We start from the raw sequence: 16,567 nt of genomic DNA, 5'->3' as shown, positions 1-16,567 counted from the left end.
ATTTTATCCTTTTTCAGATTATCAAAATGTAACTACCATACCATGAAAATAGGATTACTATACCAGGTAAATGAAAATACCCCTGCGACTAATATTTTTTAACACATCAATATGATCACCAAAGAGTTTTAAAAGAAGCATTTTGTCAAAAATAAATATTCATTCAAAAGGAAGAAAAGACCGGTCTACTAACAAATACCAAAGAAAAACAATGCAGGTAAATAATCTTTCAAGGCAACACGAAGTACTCTCAATGCTTTGGTTATATGAAATTCTACAGCTTTGGTCGAAAGTCCCAGCGCATCAGCTATTTCTTTATGGCTCTGGTTATGATAACGACTTCTTGTAAAAATATCACGGGTCTGTGCCGGAAGGGTAAGTAAAGCCTTATCAACCAGTTCCTGAAGTTCTTCAGAAAAGATCCGTTCCGGATTGCAGGCTTCCAACGTGGCAATGCGTAAATTCAACTTACGGGCCTCGTTCGTTTTCACATATTCCTCATAATCTTCCTGGACGCGCAATTGCCGCAAATGGTCCAGACATTTATGCTTGATAACGGTCAATATATACGCCAGCACATTGGTATGGGTATCGAGTTTCCGACGATTTTCCCAATAGTACATCAGGCTTTCGACGGCTATATCTTCAGCCATCATCTCGTCATCCACATACGTCCTGGCAAAGTGAACAAAACGTCCTTTGTAGTTCGTAAACAGGTGATTAAAAGTTTGTATCTCGGTGCTCTCCTTCATAACAATATCGCTAACGGGGATAAAGATATATAAAATATCCCCTGTTAGCATACTTTATGTACTAAAAACATTAAGAGATCAAGTTTAAAGTCAGCATTTCCTCATCGGTGTTTTTTTAATGCAACAACACTATAGTCCTGAATTTCAAAAGAATGCCATACCATCGAGGATCTGGCTCAAAATAACGGTATCAAGATATCATTAATAGACAGATATTTCCACATCTTTATGCGGTTCGGTAGCTTTACCTGGCAACAGATGTTCTTCCGGAATCTTGAAACAGGGCTGCGTGATGTCCGGACCCAGCAGGTTCTGATCCACCAATATCTGATCCCACGTATAGGTCTTGCCGGTATAGGCCGATTCACGCCCCATGACACAAGCCAGTGTTGAATGAGCCATTTTATTCGCATCGTTGAAAGGCTTGTTCTCGCGGATGGATGTCACCCAATCGATATGCTCTTGCTGGAAACCGCTGTAATCATCTATCGGTTTTCCGTTCTCGCCTTTCTCCGGTTCGTATTTGTAGATGACATTTCCCTTCTCGTCCCAAATGGTGTCGCTACAGTTTGAGCTACCTTTGGTACCCCGGACCACTTCGCCGACAAGGTCCGAACATTGGTCGATATGCCTTGTCGAACTGATAATGTGGATATTGTTCTCAAACTCATAGTCGACCATGAAGAAATCATATTTGTTACCGACAGAAGGACGTATCTTGGCACCTTGCCCTAATGCTTTCAACGGTGTTTTATCTCCCATAAACCATCTGACGACATCAATGTTGTGTATCTGGTGGTCGTTGATACAATCACCTCCCATGAACGGGTAATTCAGCCAGTTGTAAAGCACATGTTCCGTGTCGTTCCACTCCGGACGGCGGTCGCGGTACCAAGTACGGGCGGTATTCCAATAACAAGCCCCACCGACAATCTCGCCAATCATACCCGAAGCCACCCGGCGGTAGGTTTCGATGTAGTTGTTCATGTGGCGGCGGTAGGTACCACAGCAGACAGACAACCCTTTCTGGTCGGCCTGTTTGGCGGCAACCAAAACCGTACGTACACCAGCAGCATCCACAGCGAACGGCTTCTCGATGAAGACAGGCTTACCGGCATCCACGGCAGCCTTGAATATTTCCGGATGGAAACGAGGCGGGACAGCCGCAATAATCACATCGACTTCGGGTAATGCGATGACCTTTTTATAAGCATCAAAGCCTAAGAAGGCATGGTCTTTGGAGATGTTTTGCTTCATCTTCTCGTTGAAATATTTCAACCCACCGTCCAATCTTTCTTGTAACGCTTCTGCCAAAGCCACAACCGACAGCCCGTCGCCGGCCTGTATAAACTGTGCCCCTGCCCCGGTAGCACGACCTCCGCAGCCGATCAGTCCGGCACGGAGCGGCTTGCCATCCACCGCTTTGCGCAAAGAAGGAGGAAGACCCAGCTCTTCACGTGATTTCAACACAAAATCATTGACACCACCGGATTTTCCACCATCCGAACAACCTGTAAGCATGGCACCACCGGCCACACTGCCACCCATCAATAAAGATGTACCCGCCAAAGCGGAACCCGTTAAAAAATTTCTTCTCTTCATATCGATATGTTATACTTTAATTATACTTCATTCAGCTCCCATGGATTTCAAAAATTCATAACTTTCAAGGACGCTCTCCTTACCGGCAATCTCTAAAGTAGAATAGCCGTCATAGCCCAATTCCACCAATGCATTGTAAGCCTCTGCCACGTTGCAAACCCCTTTGCCCAGCGGAGTCACAGACATGCCGCAACCGAACATCTTCCCACGCAAAGGGATGAACTCTTCCGAGAGGTCTTTCCAATGGACATGGCCTATCAGATGGCCGAATCGTTTGATGTATTCCAATGAATCACCGCCGCCCAGCCACAAATTGCCGGTATCCAGGTTAAAGCCCAAAGCCTTGGAGTTGCACCGTTCGATAATTTCTGCAAAACTATCCGCATCGTCCGTCAAATAACCATGAGGCTCCAACAAGATGGTGACACCCAAGTCTTCCGCCAACCGTAGCGGTTCGTACAGCTTTTCAACTACCGAGAAGATGGCCTCTTGGTGAGACAAGCTCTTACCGAAAGGCGTTTGTGGCTCACCTTCTGCCGTTACCACATGTTTTACCCCCATCAATGCCGCCAGCTTCACTGCCTTCATCAACTGTGAAGTTCCATAACGGAATGGAGCTGCCGGGTCTAAAAGATTTGCATGGGCACACACACCGGTCATCGTTATGCCATACGTTTCGAACATTCTTTTCAAATCAAAGGGATTGGCATCCAAGCTCGCCATCGACGTAAAACCATATTCAGCACCCAGGCAAGCACCATCGGACGTATCGGTCACATCCGCATACTTAAATCCCCATTCTTTAATTTGCGCCAATTGCTGTGGAAGTGTAGAAAACGCATTCACCAGTGCAAAACATCCTACTTTCATTGCCATAATTGTATTACTTTTTAAGTTATTATTACTTTATTTTCTTTCCTGCTGTCCAACGAATGCCTCTGATCAGTAATTTTTCAAACATCGGTTGTTGCATTATCTCTGCATCGTGGCCTAACACCAGAAAAAAACTTCTGCCACGATCTAATTGCTTGACTACCGCAATCGGCTCATCTACTCCGGATGAAGCTCTTGCCGTACAAAGTACCTCAACACCTTCACTCCATTCTACGCTTTCCCATAGTTCATCCCGAAACTGAAAAGACGTAATTCCCTTTGTTATCGGATGTTCCTTAGCGACTTTCACTTCAAAGTCTTCTATGGCACCATGATGGGTGTCTTTCCCCCAACGGCCACCGGTTAACTGCAGAAAAAAGTCCCAGTCATAGTTCGAGCAGCTCCCGGCATGGACCGTAACAAATCCCCCACCATTCCTGACGAACTGTTCCAATGTTTGCCTCGATTCTTTGCTCCACATAAAAGTATTCTCCGGAAATGTATTCCAATTACTCACTATTACATCTTTACCTTTCAGCATTTCGGTATTCAATGTATCAGGACAATTAGTTATCGTCACCCGTATATCCGGATAATGTTCACACAAACGTTCCAAATAAGGTGTCGTGCTTCGCCAATCATGATTATTGGCTCCACTCAATAATAGGACCTGTATTGGTTTGGCATCGACCGACATCGATAATAAAGTCAAACACAAAAACATATATAACACCGAAAGAAAGCATTGTTTACTTCTCATATTGCTACTTATTAAATATCCTGCATACAAAAGTCAATCTCTTCTTTTGCAAAGGAATAAAATAATTATTACATTTGATTTCCCTTTTTTTCAGTGAAAGAATATGCAATGATTTATCGATAGCTTATGAAAAATACACCATTCTATTTGGACATCGATGGCAAAATATATAGTCCGGATTGTTGTGCTCCTTTAGAGAATGCAACCAGACAACAAGAGATAGAAATGCACACTCTTGCCAGAGATCATTATCCTGGTATTCCCCTGAAAGAGGATGAACTGGAAAACATTAAATCAATCGGTTACTGGAATGCAACCAAGCAGCAGTCATGGGATCTGGAATGGCACTACAATGAAGGCATTGAGATTTGTTTCCTTGAAGCCGGACAGGTTGATCTTTTTATAGGGGATGAAATATTACCTCTTCATCCTCAATATTTATCGATCACACGTCCCTGGCTCCGTCATAAAATCGGACATATAGGACGCTCCAAGCTTCATTGGTTCATCATTGATGTCGGTGTCCGTTTTCCTCATCAAGATTGGATCTGGCCAAACTGGATTGTACTATCCAAATCCAATCTTTCCAAACTGACCCGCATTCTCCAACTCAATGAACAACCTGTCTGGAAAACAAATAATACATTAAAGGACTGCTTCGCAGAACTGGGACAGACCATTCTACAAAACAACACTCCCTATCTTGATTCCAAGATTAAAATATGCGTTAATCGAATTTTAATCTCCCTTTTAGAACTGTTTGAGAAAGAATCTGTCTCTTTTGATGAGAAGTTAATCAGCAGTAAACGAAGTGTCAATATTTTTCTGGCAGAACTGGACTCCCTTTATGCACAGATCTGGACCCTCGAAAATATGGCTGAATATTGCGGATTAGGGGTTACGCAATTTTCTAAATATTGTCAGGAGATCACGAACCGTTCCCCCATGAAATTCTTAAACGATATACGATTAGAAAAAGCTTGTCAGCAGTTGAAACAATCTGCTGACAAGAATATTATCGATATAGCTTTTGACTGTGGATTCAGCTCTAACCAATACTTTACCCGTGTATTCAAAGAGCGCTATGGGATGTCACCGCAACGATTCAGAGTCTCCTCCTCTATAAAAAAGTAACTACCAATAAAATGATAGTTTCTTTTTATGAATTTCGGGTTACTTTATACGTTCAATCGTAAAGCGATAGGTTAACGATCCCTCGTTCCACATGCTAAAGTTTGTATTCCAAAGATTATTGCTCAGATTAAAATGAATACCTCCTTTTTTGTCAGGATATTCCAATGAATAGTTTATACCTTTCGCCTCTCCTACATTGACAAGAAAAGCGGCTTCGCTCCAGATACGGATAGTTCCGGATGAGGTAACCAAATCCACATAACGGTCGATACCATGCTGCTGGCGATTTCCCTTTTCTACCACATCGAACAGATCGACACGCTCGCCGACCTTTTCTGCAACGATCGAAAGAATATCATCTGCATTAAAAGATAACCAATAGGCTTCCGGCAAGCGAACCGCAGGTTTCCCCTTTATTGTCAACGCAACTTCTGCTTTCTTGCCATTCTTATATTCCAATACATCCACATACATCTTTTCAGGATATACCCGCCGGTCGACTTCCGGACGCTCGGGAAAAGCAAGTTCACTCACCGTTCGTATTCCTTTTTTATCTTTACAAACTTCCTGCTTGACGACCTGTACCGGAAGAGAAACACTTACGGCTTTCGATTTATCCAATACAGGCTTACCTATGTCGGCCAAAGCCCATCCATAACGGGCACGCAGATAATTATCCAGATAATGATCATAGTCGGCTGCATCATACATTTGATACGACAGCCCCTCGATCTTCAATACGCCATTTTTCAATACTGCGGCCTGCCAAGGAGCAGAAGATATAGATTGAGCTTTTTCTGTAAATGAAGGCACAACCGGATGATCTATCTCTTTCATTTTAGCCAACGCCTCTGCTTGCAAATCGTTCGGCAGGTATTGGATCGCACTATAAATATAATCGTCCAACTCTTTCCATGACGCTTCTGCCTTTTGGAAAGGAGGAGTAGAACGAGCCGGAAGGAAAAGATCCATATCATATTTATCCCAATTATGGAGATGTGTTTTCACATCAACACCCTGTGTATGTTCAGCTATTAATCCTAACTCCAGAGCAAAATCGAGTGCGGCATCACTGTTCTTATCTATTTTCTTTTCACGCAACCACTTCGAGTAAAGTTCGGACAAGGCCCTGAATTTAGCCATTCGTACAGGTGCACTTCCATAACCATAAATCCAGGTATCGCCGATTTCCGAAGTCACTACCGGCAGCTTATCCTGTATCGAAACCAATTCTTCGGCGATTTCATTGAAAGAAGAGGCTATCAGACGAGCATTCGGGTAACATTTATGCAAACCGGCATAAATTTCCTTCACCTTTTCATAAGAATGAGGACCATGATTATCTCCGGTAAAATTAATGGATATAACCGCTTTGCCTCCCGGAAGTATGTTCTCCGATCCGTAATCCTGCTGATAGACCAGAATCAACTCACTACCATCCGTATCTCTCCAACGGCAGAATTCAGGAACAGCAGGAATAGGACAAGCCGGATTCACACCTATATGCAGGAAACGAATCCCCGCACGACTCATCGGAGCGACAATACTACGTGTATGTCCCGGTACATCAGTCATTTTAGCGGCAATTGTTTTCTTTCCATATTTCTCATCCAACTTATGCGACAAAAGCAGGCAGGTTTCGAACAAGTCCAGATTCATCGACTCAGACTCAACGGTATAAGGGACCGAATTCCAAACGATATCCCCGCGCCGGATAGCGGCCTCCAGACGCTCTATTTCTTTTGGGGATGCTGTATGGAGATATTTCCAGATCAACCATGCCCCTGTTGTCCAGACATATTGTTCATCTGTATTCTCAGCACGCAACTTTTCCGAGACATCCAATGCTTTCGGTATAAATTCTGTTATATAACGCTGAGTTACTACAGAACTCAAATCGGTAAAACCAACGTCCAGATGTGTTTTAAAAACAACATACACTTTATCGACAGAGGTATTTATTTCCTGCCCTCTAAGTTGAAAAATTCCTCCAAACACTACCAGGAGAAATAGTAGAATTCGTTTCATATACATATTTTTATTTTTTCATGGTATGAATAATTCAGAATACAAATATAAAAGCTGCTATCACTATATAAAATAGCAAATAGCTGCTTATTCCGTGTATTATTATTGCTTACTCCAATGTCGAACCGATCTCAGAATAAGGAATTTCTTTAAAACCGGCTATCCGGTTAAAAATACCGGCATCTTTCCTGAATCCTTTCAAAGGATCGGACGGATCGACAAACCCCGGATCTTCATTCGTCACCCAGTTATTCCAGAACTCTCCCCACAAACTATTTCCATGCAGTAAGTCCGTTATCTTGTAAAACAAGTTTCCATGTATCTGGTTTCTTTTCGGAAAAGCCGGATCTTCCTGCCAGTAGTTGACCAATTCGGGATATTTTATACTATAAGGAGGCTGCGTATAATTGACAGCTTGTAATCTTTTATCATAAATACCTCCTTTGTCCAACATATTTTTCGCCCAGTTTTGTAAACGATTATCCAGATGGATAGCCGTAGGAGAATCAATAAAGATATTATTATAATATTTATGATCCATTCCACCTCCTATCAGAACAGGTAATGAACCGGCCTTAAAATAAATATTCCCGTAAACCTCGCTTCCACAAGCCCCATCGTCATGATAAGTAGCTGTTACACGGTGACGGGGACTCAATTCATGAAAATAATTGTAGCGAATAACATTACCTCGCTCCGACGGATCACGTCCGTAATAGATAGCCCCTTGGTCGTCTACCTCCTGACAAACCTGCGTGATATTACAGTACTCTATTGTATGATCGTTCCCATGAAACAGAATAGCCATACTCGGTGCATCTGATATATCGCATTTCGTAACCCGGTTTCCTACACCATCGATCCAAACGCCGGGCCGGTATGATTTTTCGATACGGTTATAACGGGATATTTTACAATTCTCCACATAATTATCCGAACGGGTCAAAGTAACACGGTTACCTCCTCCTAAACTGACACCGCCAGCACCTGTATTGTAAATATAACAATCTTTTACCCCGTTATTTTTACCGGCTTGCCGATCCAGTATTGTATTCTCATATATTTTTCCCATCATATCGCCTACCTTTCTACTGCAGAGTTCCCCACCAGCTTCCATCGCATGCTGGTCACCGACAGATCTCTCAGGAGAATCAGTTCCTTTTCCTATGCAAACTCCAACATTGCCGACATTACGAATTATACATCCCTGTAACAATATGTTTTCCGTATTATCCATATAAACACCTATTCCCCGGCTATTTTCAATCGTAATACCTTCTATTGTCACGTTCCTGCAATTTTCCACAGCAATAACAGGACTCTCTAAAACAGTCAAACGGACTTTCGATATTTTTTTATCTCCCGGAAGAAAGTAAAACTTCCGTGTATCCGGATCGATCACATATTCTCCCGCCCGATCTATTTCTTCCAATAAATTTAAGGCGAACCACCGACGAAAATCTGCACCGGTAAAAAACTGATAGGTTGTAAACATTCCTGCATGTACTGTGGAATCTTGCATGTTAATCGATTTTACCGGTATCATATCATCCGCATAACCATGACCAAAATAACCGCCTATCCACATATTATCCGTATGTGCCCAATGCCCCGGCCGTTCTTCCTGAAAATGGAAAACAGGCAACCGACCTTGCTGCTTATCTTCTGGACCTCCGGAAATATCGACACGCCCGATCAACACCATCGAATCGTTCGGCCAACGGGATAAATGTAACGGCTCAGTATCTACAATCAACTCAGACCAGGCCGGTAGTGATTTACGTCCAAATCCGGAAGGACGAATATTCGCCAATGTTTCTACAACACTTTTACAATCCACCTCAACAACTTTTCCACGTACACTTTCCTGTAGACGGGACAAAACAACCGGATCTTTAACCGGTCTTATTTTACTCAAAGAAATGACCTTATCGCCGGAAACAGAGACTTTCTCCCCTTTTTTACTTTTTATTCGTAAAGAATGCCAGTTTCCCGGCAAGATTTCAATCGTTTTATCGGTACGATACTCACCACCTGCCATTTCTATAATGACATCTCCCTCTATCGATGCAGCTTTACGAATAGCTTGTTGCAAAGTTCCCGAACCGGGTTTTACCGTTATCTTCGTTTGACTTATATCTGATCTGTTTTCATCTTTTCCATGGATAATACTCCCGTGTAAAACAAAAAAGACTAATAAAATGAACTTCATTTTCATCATTAACTCCCTCCTATTGCTTCTATACAAACAACCTCTAATTTATGGAATACAAATATAAAAGCAGCTATCGCTATATAAAATAGCAAATAGCTGCCTATTTGGTGGATTATTATTGCTTACCTATTTTCTAAACGATTCCTTTATCAACGGGTAAGATGCAACACACATCCGCTATTCGCCTCAACATCAAGAACCAACGAGGACTGTAGTTTTATCGTTTTTATACTTACCACATCTTTTTTCTTTCCAGGTGCCTGATAATAAAGAGTCGCTTCACAGGCAGACGTATCTTTCAGGAAATCCAGCGGCAATGTCACCTGCCTTTTGTCTCCTGCATTCAGGATACTGATATACCAATCGGAGCCGGAACGACGAGCTACTACAGCATATTCCCCCATCTTTCCATCCATGAATCGTGTATCATCCCACACAGTCGGAATTGAATTATAAAATTTAGTGGCGGCATCTGTTTTTATCACAGATTCGGCAGAACCTGCTCCACCTGCACGGGACGGAGACTTCTCGGGACGGTCATACCAGTAAACAAACTGCCACGGACTATAAATAGCAACCAGCTTAGCTAGCTGAGCTGCACGGCCTCCCATCTTTTCCGTCACCCTTTCTGCAAAATAACAGTTGGTATAATCACCTGCCCCGCAAATCATACGATTATATAAAGTATAGATAGCCTGATCTAATGACGGGCTTTCTTCATCACCACGGATACCTTCCTGAGTCAGCAAGTTCGGATAAGTTCGTGAATAACCTGTCGGTCGATATTCATCATGGATATCGACCATCAATTCATACTTTGCCGCCTTTCGTACAGCCTGATGCAACCAAGCCGTTGCATACTGGTCACCCACATTCACAAAACCGTATTTTACACCTTTGATACCCCACTTTTTATATAAAGGAAGTATTTCATCCAATTGTTGATGCAAGGCTTTTTTATTCACGTACACAAGTATTCCTACCCCTTTGGATTCTGCATATTTTATCACTTCAGGCAAATCGAGCGGTCCTTTGGAACGGGCAGGATCGATCGTTACCGTTGTTGCATCCGATTTCATATCTTCTTCCGCACCATACCAACCGGCATCAAACAGCACATAAGCAATATTGTTTTCCGCAGCAAAATCGATACACGCCAAACTTCCTGCCGTAGTCAACGTAACCTCACGAAGCACTTGCCCGGGTTTGATCCAACTCGTATTGGCTATTTGATTAGGTTCATTCAGATTGAGTACGAAATAATTATGTTCTACCAGCTTTCCCGGATGCTCGGCAACCATCACATAGCGCCAGGGGGATTGATATTTAGCCAAATCCAGGTTTACCTTTCCCGATAGTACGGATTGTACCCCCAAACCGGTTTCGCTCTTTTCAAGCTTCATTCGGGAATAATCGACCAAGGCCGCTTCACCGATTGCCACAAAACGATGATCATTTATCTGAATAACCTGCGGACGATCGGCAGCCCCAGTCAATGAACTCAATCTCTTTTCCGAATAAGCTCCTTGCGCCATACCGGTTACCCAGGTCTTGCAGTCCTCTTTGAACAGGAATTGCGTATTTTCTTCAGTCAGCGTACAGTTCCAAAAGTCCAAATTATCGAAAGCATAGCGAAAAGCCAAACCTTCATCATACAAGCGGACAAACAAGGTCATTTCTTTCAGGTTTTCATCCAAACGAAATGATAATTTTAACTCATTATACCGGTCTGTCACAAGAGAACGTTCTCCATAGATAGGTTGCCAGGTTTGATCAACTGATTTTTTTGTTTGATTAATAACAGACCAATTACCTTGCAAAATATTTTCTGCCAACTCCAATTGAAGGGTTTTCACATCTACTACCTTACTTCCTTTTTCATACAAACTAATCTGTACAGATTGATCCTTCACATCAATTTCTGCATTCAATAACTCCGAAGGACTTTTCAACGAACCAGTCGTTTGTGCACTAACGAAAACAGACTGCAATAACGCAGTTAATAAAATAATTGTTTTTTTCATGATATAATTACTTTTATCTATTTCTCCCTCCCGGCCATAGCCATCATCTTACTATTTCTGCGAACAAAAATAATTCAAAAAAGAGGATTCATAAGCTTTCCAACACTTAATCCTCCTCTTTTTCTAATATACTATGAATTAATAACCCTCATTCTGGATCAAGCCACCTTCCTTGTTTGCTTCTATTTCCGAATTAGGAACAGGCAATTTATTCAAATGATTTCCTAACTGATATCCTCCCTGAACAACTTTCGGATTATACTTCATCAGATATTCAGTCAGTTTATTCATTCGCATCAAGGTATTCAGACGAAAATCTTCCATATAAAGTTCACGAGCCCGCTCATCCAGAATCAAATCCTGGTTAACATCGGAAGCTGCAACAGGAGTTGCATTGGCCCTGTTACGTACGACATTTATATCGGCTGCAGCTGCATCAAGCTTACCTGCCAACATATTTGCTTCGGCACGCAATAAATAGGTTTCTGCCAGACGCATAATATACCAGTCTTTATAAATACGGCCATTATCATGAGTTTCGCCACTCGTTGCATCTTTGAATTGTCCGTGATGCCGGGCAGTAACGACTTTAATAAAAATAGGTTGAGTAACCCGGAATAAATCCTCTTTATTACCTAATGTCTCTTCTGTCATTAACTGACCGTAAAAACGGCTATTCGGATTTGTCCAGTAATATTCGCGCCGCATATTATATTTGGAATTACGCATATCACGATCCCAGTCTCCCTTGTACTGCCATATTTGATTTGCAGCATAATTAGTTATAGAAATCTGATCCACAGGACGTCCGCTTAAGATATCTTTCAGCCAGTTCGGATTGCCATCAGTATCTTTCAGGTTCCACCAGTTCATACCTATCCAACGTTCCATAGTGAAATTACCGCCGGAAACACCCACATTTCCACCTCCTTCCAATTCAACATCAAACTGCACATTCCAGATACATTCCTTATTTCCGTCAATTCTATTGAAATTATTTTCTCTGAAAAGATCCCAGTATACATCCCCCCATCGTTCTTTCTCTCCCTGGTAATCATAACCTTCGAAAGTAAAATCTTTCAATTTACCGAATCTTTCCGTCATCAAAGACATTGACGGATTATTAATAACAACAGTAGCCTGTTCCACTGCACCGTTATAATCTTTCATACAAATCAAAATCTCCGATAACAAATGCCGGGCTGCCACATTAGAAGCTCTTCCCCCTTTTTGACTATCTATTTCCGGCATCCACTGGATTGCAAACAGTAAATCTTCTTTACATTGCCTATAAATTTCCTCTTGGGACACACTCTGATAATTAAACTGAGGAGAAGTGGTTTCTTCTAAAACGACAGGTGCATTTCCCCACATATTAGCTAAAAAGCGATAAGCAAACGCGCGTAAGAATTTCGCCTCTCCTACAATCGCATTCTTTTCTTCTTCAGAATTCCATTTTACAAGTGAACTCTCTGCCCGATTGATAATGACATTACAACTGTAAATATATCCATACAACCGTTGCCACCATTTTTTGGCAAATCCATTATCGGCATTCAACGTATTCCAGTAAAAATACTCCGGATATGTATCTGTACCGGAACGAGGACTGTTCAAATCCACATCCACCCCCATCAGGTCATAATTCTGCCAGCTATCCGTATTGGCATAAAAATCATTTCTTATGCTCAGATAAATATTTGCTAAAGCAGCCTCGAAACCTTTTCTATCTGTATATGAATTTTCCGGAGTCAAAAAATCTTTAGGTACCTCTGTCAGTAAATCATAACAGGAGGTCATAGAGCCGGCAAGTACCAATCCTATAAATAGTTGTTTTATTAATTTCATTTTTAATCAGATTAGAAGTTAAACAATAAAGTCATTTGATATGTACGGATAGAAGGAGAAGACGAAATAGTCAAACCGGAACCTGTTTCCGGATCCAGACCATCCCAATGAGGAGCAAACGTCAATAGGTTATCAGCACTCAAAGACAAACGCATATTATTAAATCCGAACCGTTTAACAAAACGAGAGAGATCATAACTTAAAGCGACTTTTTGCAATTTAATGAAACTACGATCCATATACTTTGTTCCTTTATATCTTGCATTTGAATTATAATCCAGACGCGGATACTTTGCATCTGTATTCCGAGGTGTCCAATAGTCAAAAACAGTCCTGTTATGGGCCGCACTATTTATATATTCGTCATAATAAGGAGTATTGCTACCCGACTGGAAATAACCGTTTCCTCCCCAGATTGAATTGATATATATCATCAAAGAGAAATCCTTATACTCCAGTGTATTTGTTAAACTCCAACGGAAATTTTCCTTGGAAGTACCCAGGAACTGACGGTCTTTATCGGAAGTGATCTTGCCATCGCCGTCAACATCTTCAAGCTTATAATCCCCCGGACGCATACCGTCCATGATCGTACCATTATCCACATCCTCCTGCTGCCACATACCGATTACCTTATAGCCATAAATGGTTCCCAAAGTCTTTCCGATAAAATAGCCCGAACTAATCAAATCATCCTCTTTCCCGTCACCATCATTATCTTCTCCATAAATAGTAACCACTTTATTACGGTTCAGGGAGAAGGCAAAATCGGAAGTCCATTTGAAATCTTTAGATTCTATATTAACAGAATGTAATCCGATTTCAACACCTTTGTTTCTGATCTTTCCTAAATTAGAGAGCATAGATGTTTTTCCGGAAACAGAAGGCAACGACAAACTAAACAACAAATCCGTCGTATTGGTGAAATAGGCATCAATATTACCAGAAAGGCGGTTATTCAAAAGAGAGAAATCAATTCCTGTATTAAAACCGGTTGTTTTTTCCCATCCCAGATCATTCAGAGCAAACGAACTGATACCCTGTGTAATGGAATAGGAAGGATCACCTGCAAAAATATACTTATTAGTACCAACCTTAGCCAAGGTACTATAAGAGTCAATCGACTGATTTCCGTTAGAACCATATGAAACACGTAAAGCCAGATTATTGATCGGTTCAATATCTTTCATAAAAGACTCATTAGAGATGTTCCAGTTCAAACCGCCCGAGGCGAATGTCGCCCATTTCCGGTTGACACTGAAAGCAGAACAGCCGTCACGGCGAACTGTTCCCGTAATAGAATAGCGACTGTCAAAAGTGTAAGTTCCACGCGCCATCCAGGCAATTGCGCCACTTTCGCCGGCACCTGTGTCTACTGTTTGTTTCTTTCCGTCTTCCAGTTTGTTATCTCCTAAAATCGTATTGTCAAAATTCTCTGCATAAGCAGTTGCATTTTCCCATGTACGACGTTCACGCGAATACAAGAAAGTTGCATCGACATTATGCTTTTGATTAAAGGTATTATTATACTTTATCATGTTATCCAGCAACATATTATAGTTGTTCTCATGCTTCCGTTCACCTTTACCGTTTTTCCCCTGGCCGGTCGTCGTATATTCATCATAAAAATAATATTTCTGCGACCAGCGTAACGTATTCGAGTAAACCATCTCATAAGATAATCCTTTTACCCAGGGAATAGTTATTTTGGCATTCAATATAGCCCCCAGAATATTGTACTTTTCAGTATCATCGGTTTTCATACTCCAGAAAGGACTTTCAAAAGAGGTCGTTGTTTGCGGATATTGCAAATAACGGCCTTCATCATCATACAAAGAAGCATAAGGACTGAACTGTGCAGCCTTATTCATTGCAGGAGAATCGCCGGAGTAATCACGAATACTATAATTGGTTTTTACTCCTACTTTCAGCCAGCTTGTCAAATTACTGTCGATATTGACACGCCCTGAAAAGTTTTTATAACGATCATTCATGACAACACCTTTCTGGTCGGTCAATGCCGCAGAAATATAATAATTAGCAAAATCTGAACTGTTGGATATGCTGACATTTGCCTTCAAATTATATGCATTCTGCCGGAACAATTCATAAGGATCGGTAAAGGTCGGACGATGATCCTGAGTTGCATTATAATTTTTAGCTTCTTCCGGCTGAAGATATATATTTAACTTCTCCGGATCGGCATCCAATCCGTTTGCTTCGCGTACATCCAACAGTTTTCTTAAATACCCTGATGCATCATAGACTTTCAAACGTTTCAACTCATTACTTATACCATACGACAAATTCACGGAAAACTCTGGCTTGGACGTTTTACTTCTACCTCGTTTCGTCTGAATCAGGATGACACCATTGGAAGAACGGCTACCATACACAGCCGCCGCACTGGCATCCTTCAGGACTGTGAAAGAATCGATATCATCAGAAGGGATATCAGCTAATGAACCATCATAGATAGCTCCATCCAATACGATCAAAGGATTATTACCTCCATCCCGGGTTGAGTTCTGACCACGGATGCTGAATCCTGCCACACTACCTGCTTTATTTACGCCACCGACATTCAGACCGGGAACCGATCCCTTGATTGTTTCCATAATATTATTTGTCGGTACATCCCGGTAGGTATTGATATCAGCTTTAGTCACAGAGCCGGTTATAGCCTGTCTGTTCAGCGTACCGTATCCAATTACGACCACTTCATCCAAAGCTTGAGTATCTTCCTGCATTTTTATCTTATAGACAGTTTGATTACTTACAGAAACTTCCTTGGTTGCGTATCCGATATACGAAATCAGCAAAGTCATGCCCGGAGAGGCTTCGATATTGAATTTTCCGTCCACATCCGTTATTGTTCCTATAGTAGTTCCCTTCATGGAAACATTGGCTCCGATAATCGGTTCGTTATTGTCGTCTACTATTGTTCCGGATATTTTCATGGGATTGGTACCCGCTTTTTTTACGGCAAGATAAATCTGATTATCTTCTTTCTTCTCATAGATCAACACCGTTCCATTCAACAATCGGCTCATGGCTGCATCTATCGACTGATTATTGACTTCAAAAGATACCGTTTTATCCAAATCCGGGAGTTGATTACTGTAAAAGAAACGATAATCTGTAGCTTTTTCAATGGTACGTAAGGCCTGCCTGATGGTTTGTCGCTTTACATTGACAGTCACCTGTGCAAAAACGGAAGTAGATAGAAAGGCTACTATACATATAGCCCCTATCTTTTTCATAATATTTCCTTTTTTCAGAAAGGAAAAAATAATTTCTGATTTTTTATTCATACTTTTGTGTAGTATTA

The 16,567-nt window shown here is 41.5% G+C and carries 10 protein-coding genes; 1 reads left to right on the top strand and 9 read right to left on the bottom strand.

The window, feature by feature from the left end; translation table 11 throughout:
* Positions 1–188: 188 nt before the first annotated feature.
* The 4 genes from DWW23_RS10945 to DWW23_RS10930 all read right to left on the bottom strand — a co-directional run bounded on the left by DWW23_RS10945 (position 189) and on the right by DWW23_RS10930 (position 3,987).
* Positions 189–752: an RNA polymerase sigma-70 factor gene (locus DWW23_RS10945; protein ID WP_122353428.1), complete on the bottom strand. Its 564-nt coding sequence runs from the start codon at positions 750–752 to the stop codon at positions 189–191.
* A 201-nt stretch (positions 753–953) separates the two neighbouring features.
* The gene (locus DWW23_RS10940; protein WP_122353316.1) at positions 954–2,354 is read right to left on the bottom strand and encodes a Gfo/Idh/MocA family protein; all 1,401 of its coding nucleotides are present in this window, start codon (positions 2,352–2,354) and stop codon (positions 954–956) included.
* A gap of 27 nt (positions 2,355–2,381) precedes the next feature.
* The gene (locus DWW23_RS10935; protein ID WP_199664141.1) at positions 2,382–3,230 is read right to left on the bottom strand and encodes a sugar phosphate isomerase/epimerase; all 849 of its coding nucleotides are present in this window, start codon (positions 3,228–3,230) and stop codon (positions 2,382–2,384) included.
* A 25-nt stretch (positions 3,231–3,255) separates the two neighbouring features.
* On the bottom strand, positions 3,256–3,987 hold the full coding sequence (locus DWW23_RS10930; protein WP_122353315.1) for a ThuA domain-containing protein: 732 nt from the start codon (positions 3,985–3,987) through the stop codon (positions 3,256–3,258).
* Positions 3,988–4,113: 126 nt separating this feature from the next.
* Here DWW23_RS10930 and DWW23_RS10925 point away from each other — a divergent pair, with 126 nt between their 5' ends.
* The gene (locus DWW23_RS10925) at positions 4,114–5,121 is read left to right on the top strand and encodes an AraC family transcriptional regulator (protein WP_122353314.1); all 1,008 of its coding nucleotides are present in this window, start codon (positions 4,114–4,116) and stop codon (positions 5,119–5,121) included.
* A 39-nt stretch (positions 5,122–5,160) separates the two neighbouring features.
* Here DWW23_RS10925 and DWW23_RS10920 read toward each other — a convergent pair whose 3' ends face one another.
* The 5 genes from DWW23_RS10920 to DWW23_RS10900 all read right to left on the bottom strand — a co-directional run bounded on the left by DWW23_RS10920 (position 5,161) and on the right by DWW23_RS10900 (position 16,499).
* Positions 5,161–7,149: a DUF5054 domain-containing protein gene (locus tag DWW23_RS10920; protein WP_122353426.1), complete on the bottom strand. Its 1,989-nt coding sequence runs from the start codon at positions 7,147–7,149 to the stop codon at positions 5,161–5,163.
* Positions 7,150–7,258: 109 nt separating this feature from the next.
* Positions 7,259–9,370 (bottom strand): right-handed parallel beta-helix repeat-containing protein, encoded by a 2,112-nt coding sequence (locus DWW23_RS10915; RefSeq protein ID WP_233564314.1) that lies wholly within the window; start codon positions 9,368–9,370, stop codon positions 7,259–7,261.
* A gap of 143 nt (positions 9,371–9,513) precedes the next feature.
* On the bottom strand, positions 9,514–11,388 hold the full coding sequence (locus DWW23_RS10910) for a glycoside hydrolase family 97 protein (RefSeq protein ID WP_122353313.1): 1,875 nt from the start codon (positions 11,386–11,388) through the stop codon (positions 9,514–9,516).
* 138 nt (positions 11,389–11,526) lie between these two features.
* Entirely contained in the window at positions 11,527–13,236 is a 1,710-nt protein-coding gene (locus DWW23_RS10905; RefSeq protein WP_122353312.1) for a RagB/SusD family nutrient uptake outer membrane protein, read from the bottom strand.
* A gap of 11 nt (positions 13,237–13,247) precedes the next feature.
* A complete protein-coding gene (locus tag DWW23_RS10900; RefSeq protein WP_233564313.1) occupies positions 13,248–16,499 on the bottom strand; it encodes a SusC/RagA family TonB-linked outer membrane protein in 3,252 nt (1,083 codons plus the stop codon).
* Positions 16,500–16,567: the final 68 nt, after the last annotated feature.

Source organism: Parabacteroides sp. AF14-59, from assembly GCF_003479515.1.
Lineage (GTDB): Bacteria > Bacteroidota > Bacteroidia > Bacteroidales > Tannerellaceae > Parabacteroides > Parabacteroides faecis.
The sequence above is the reverse complement of the archived record's forward strand: the minus strand, read 5'-3'. Positions and strand labels throughout refer to the sequence as shown.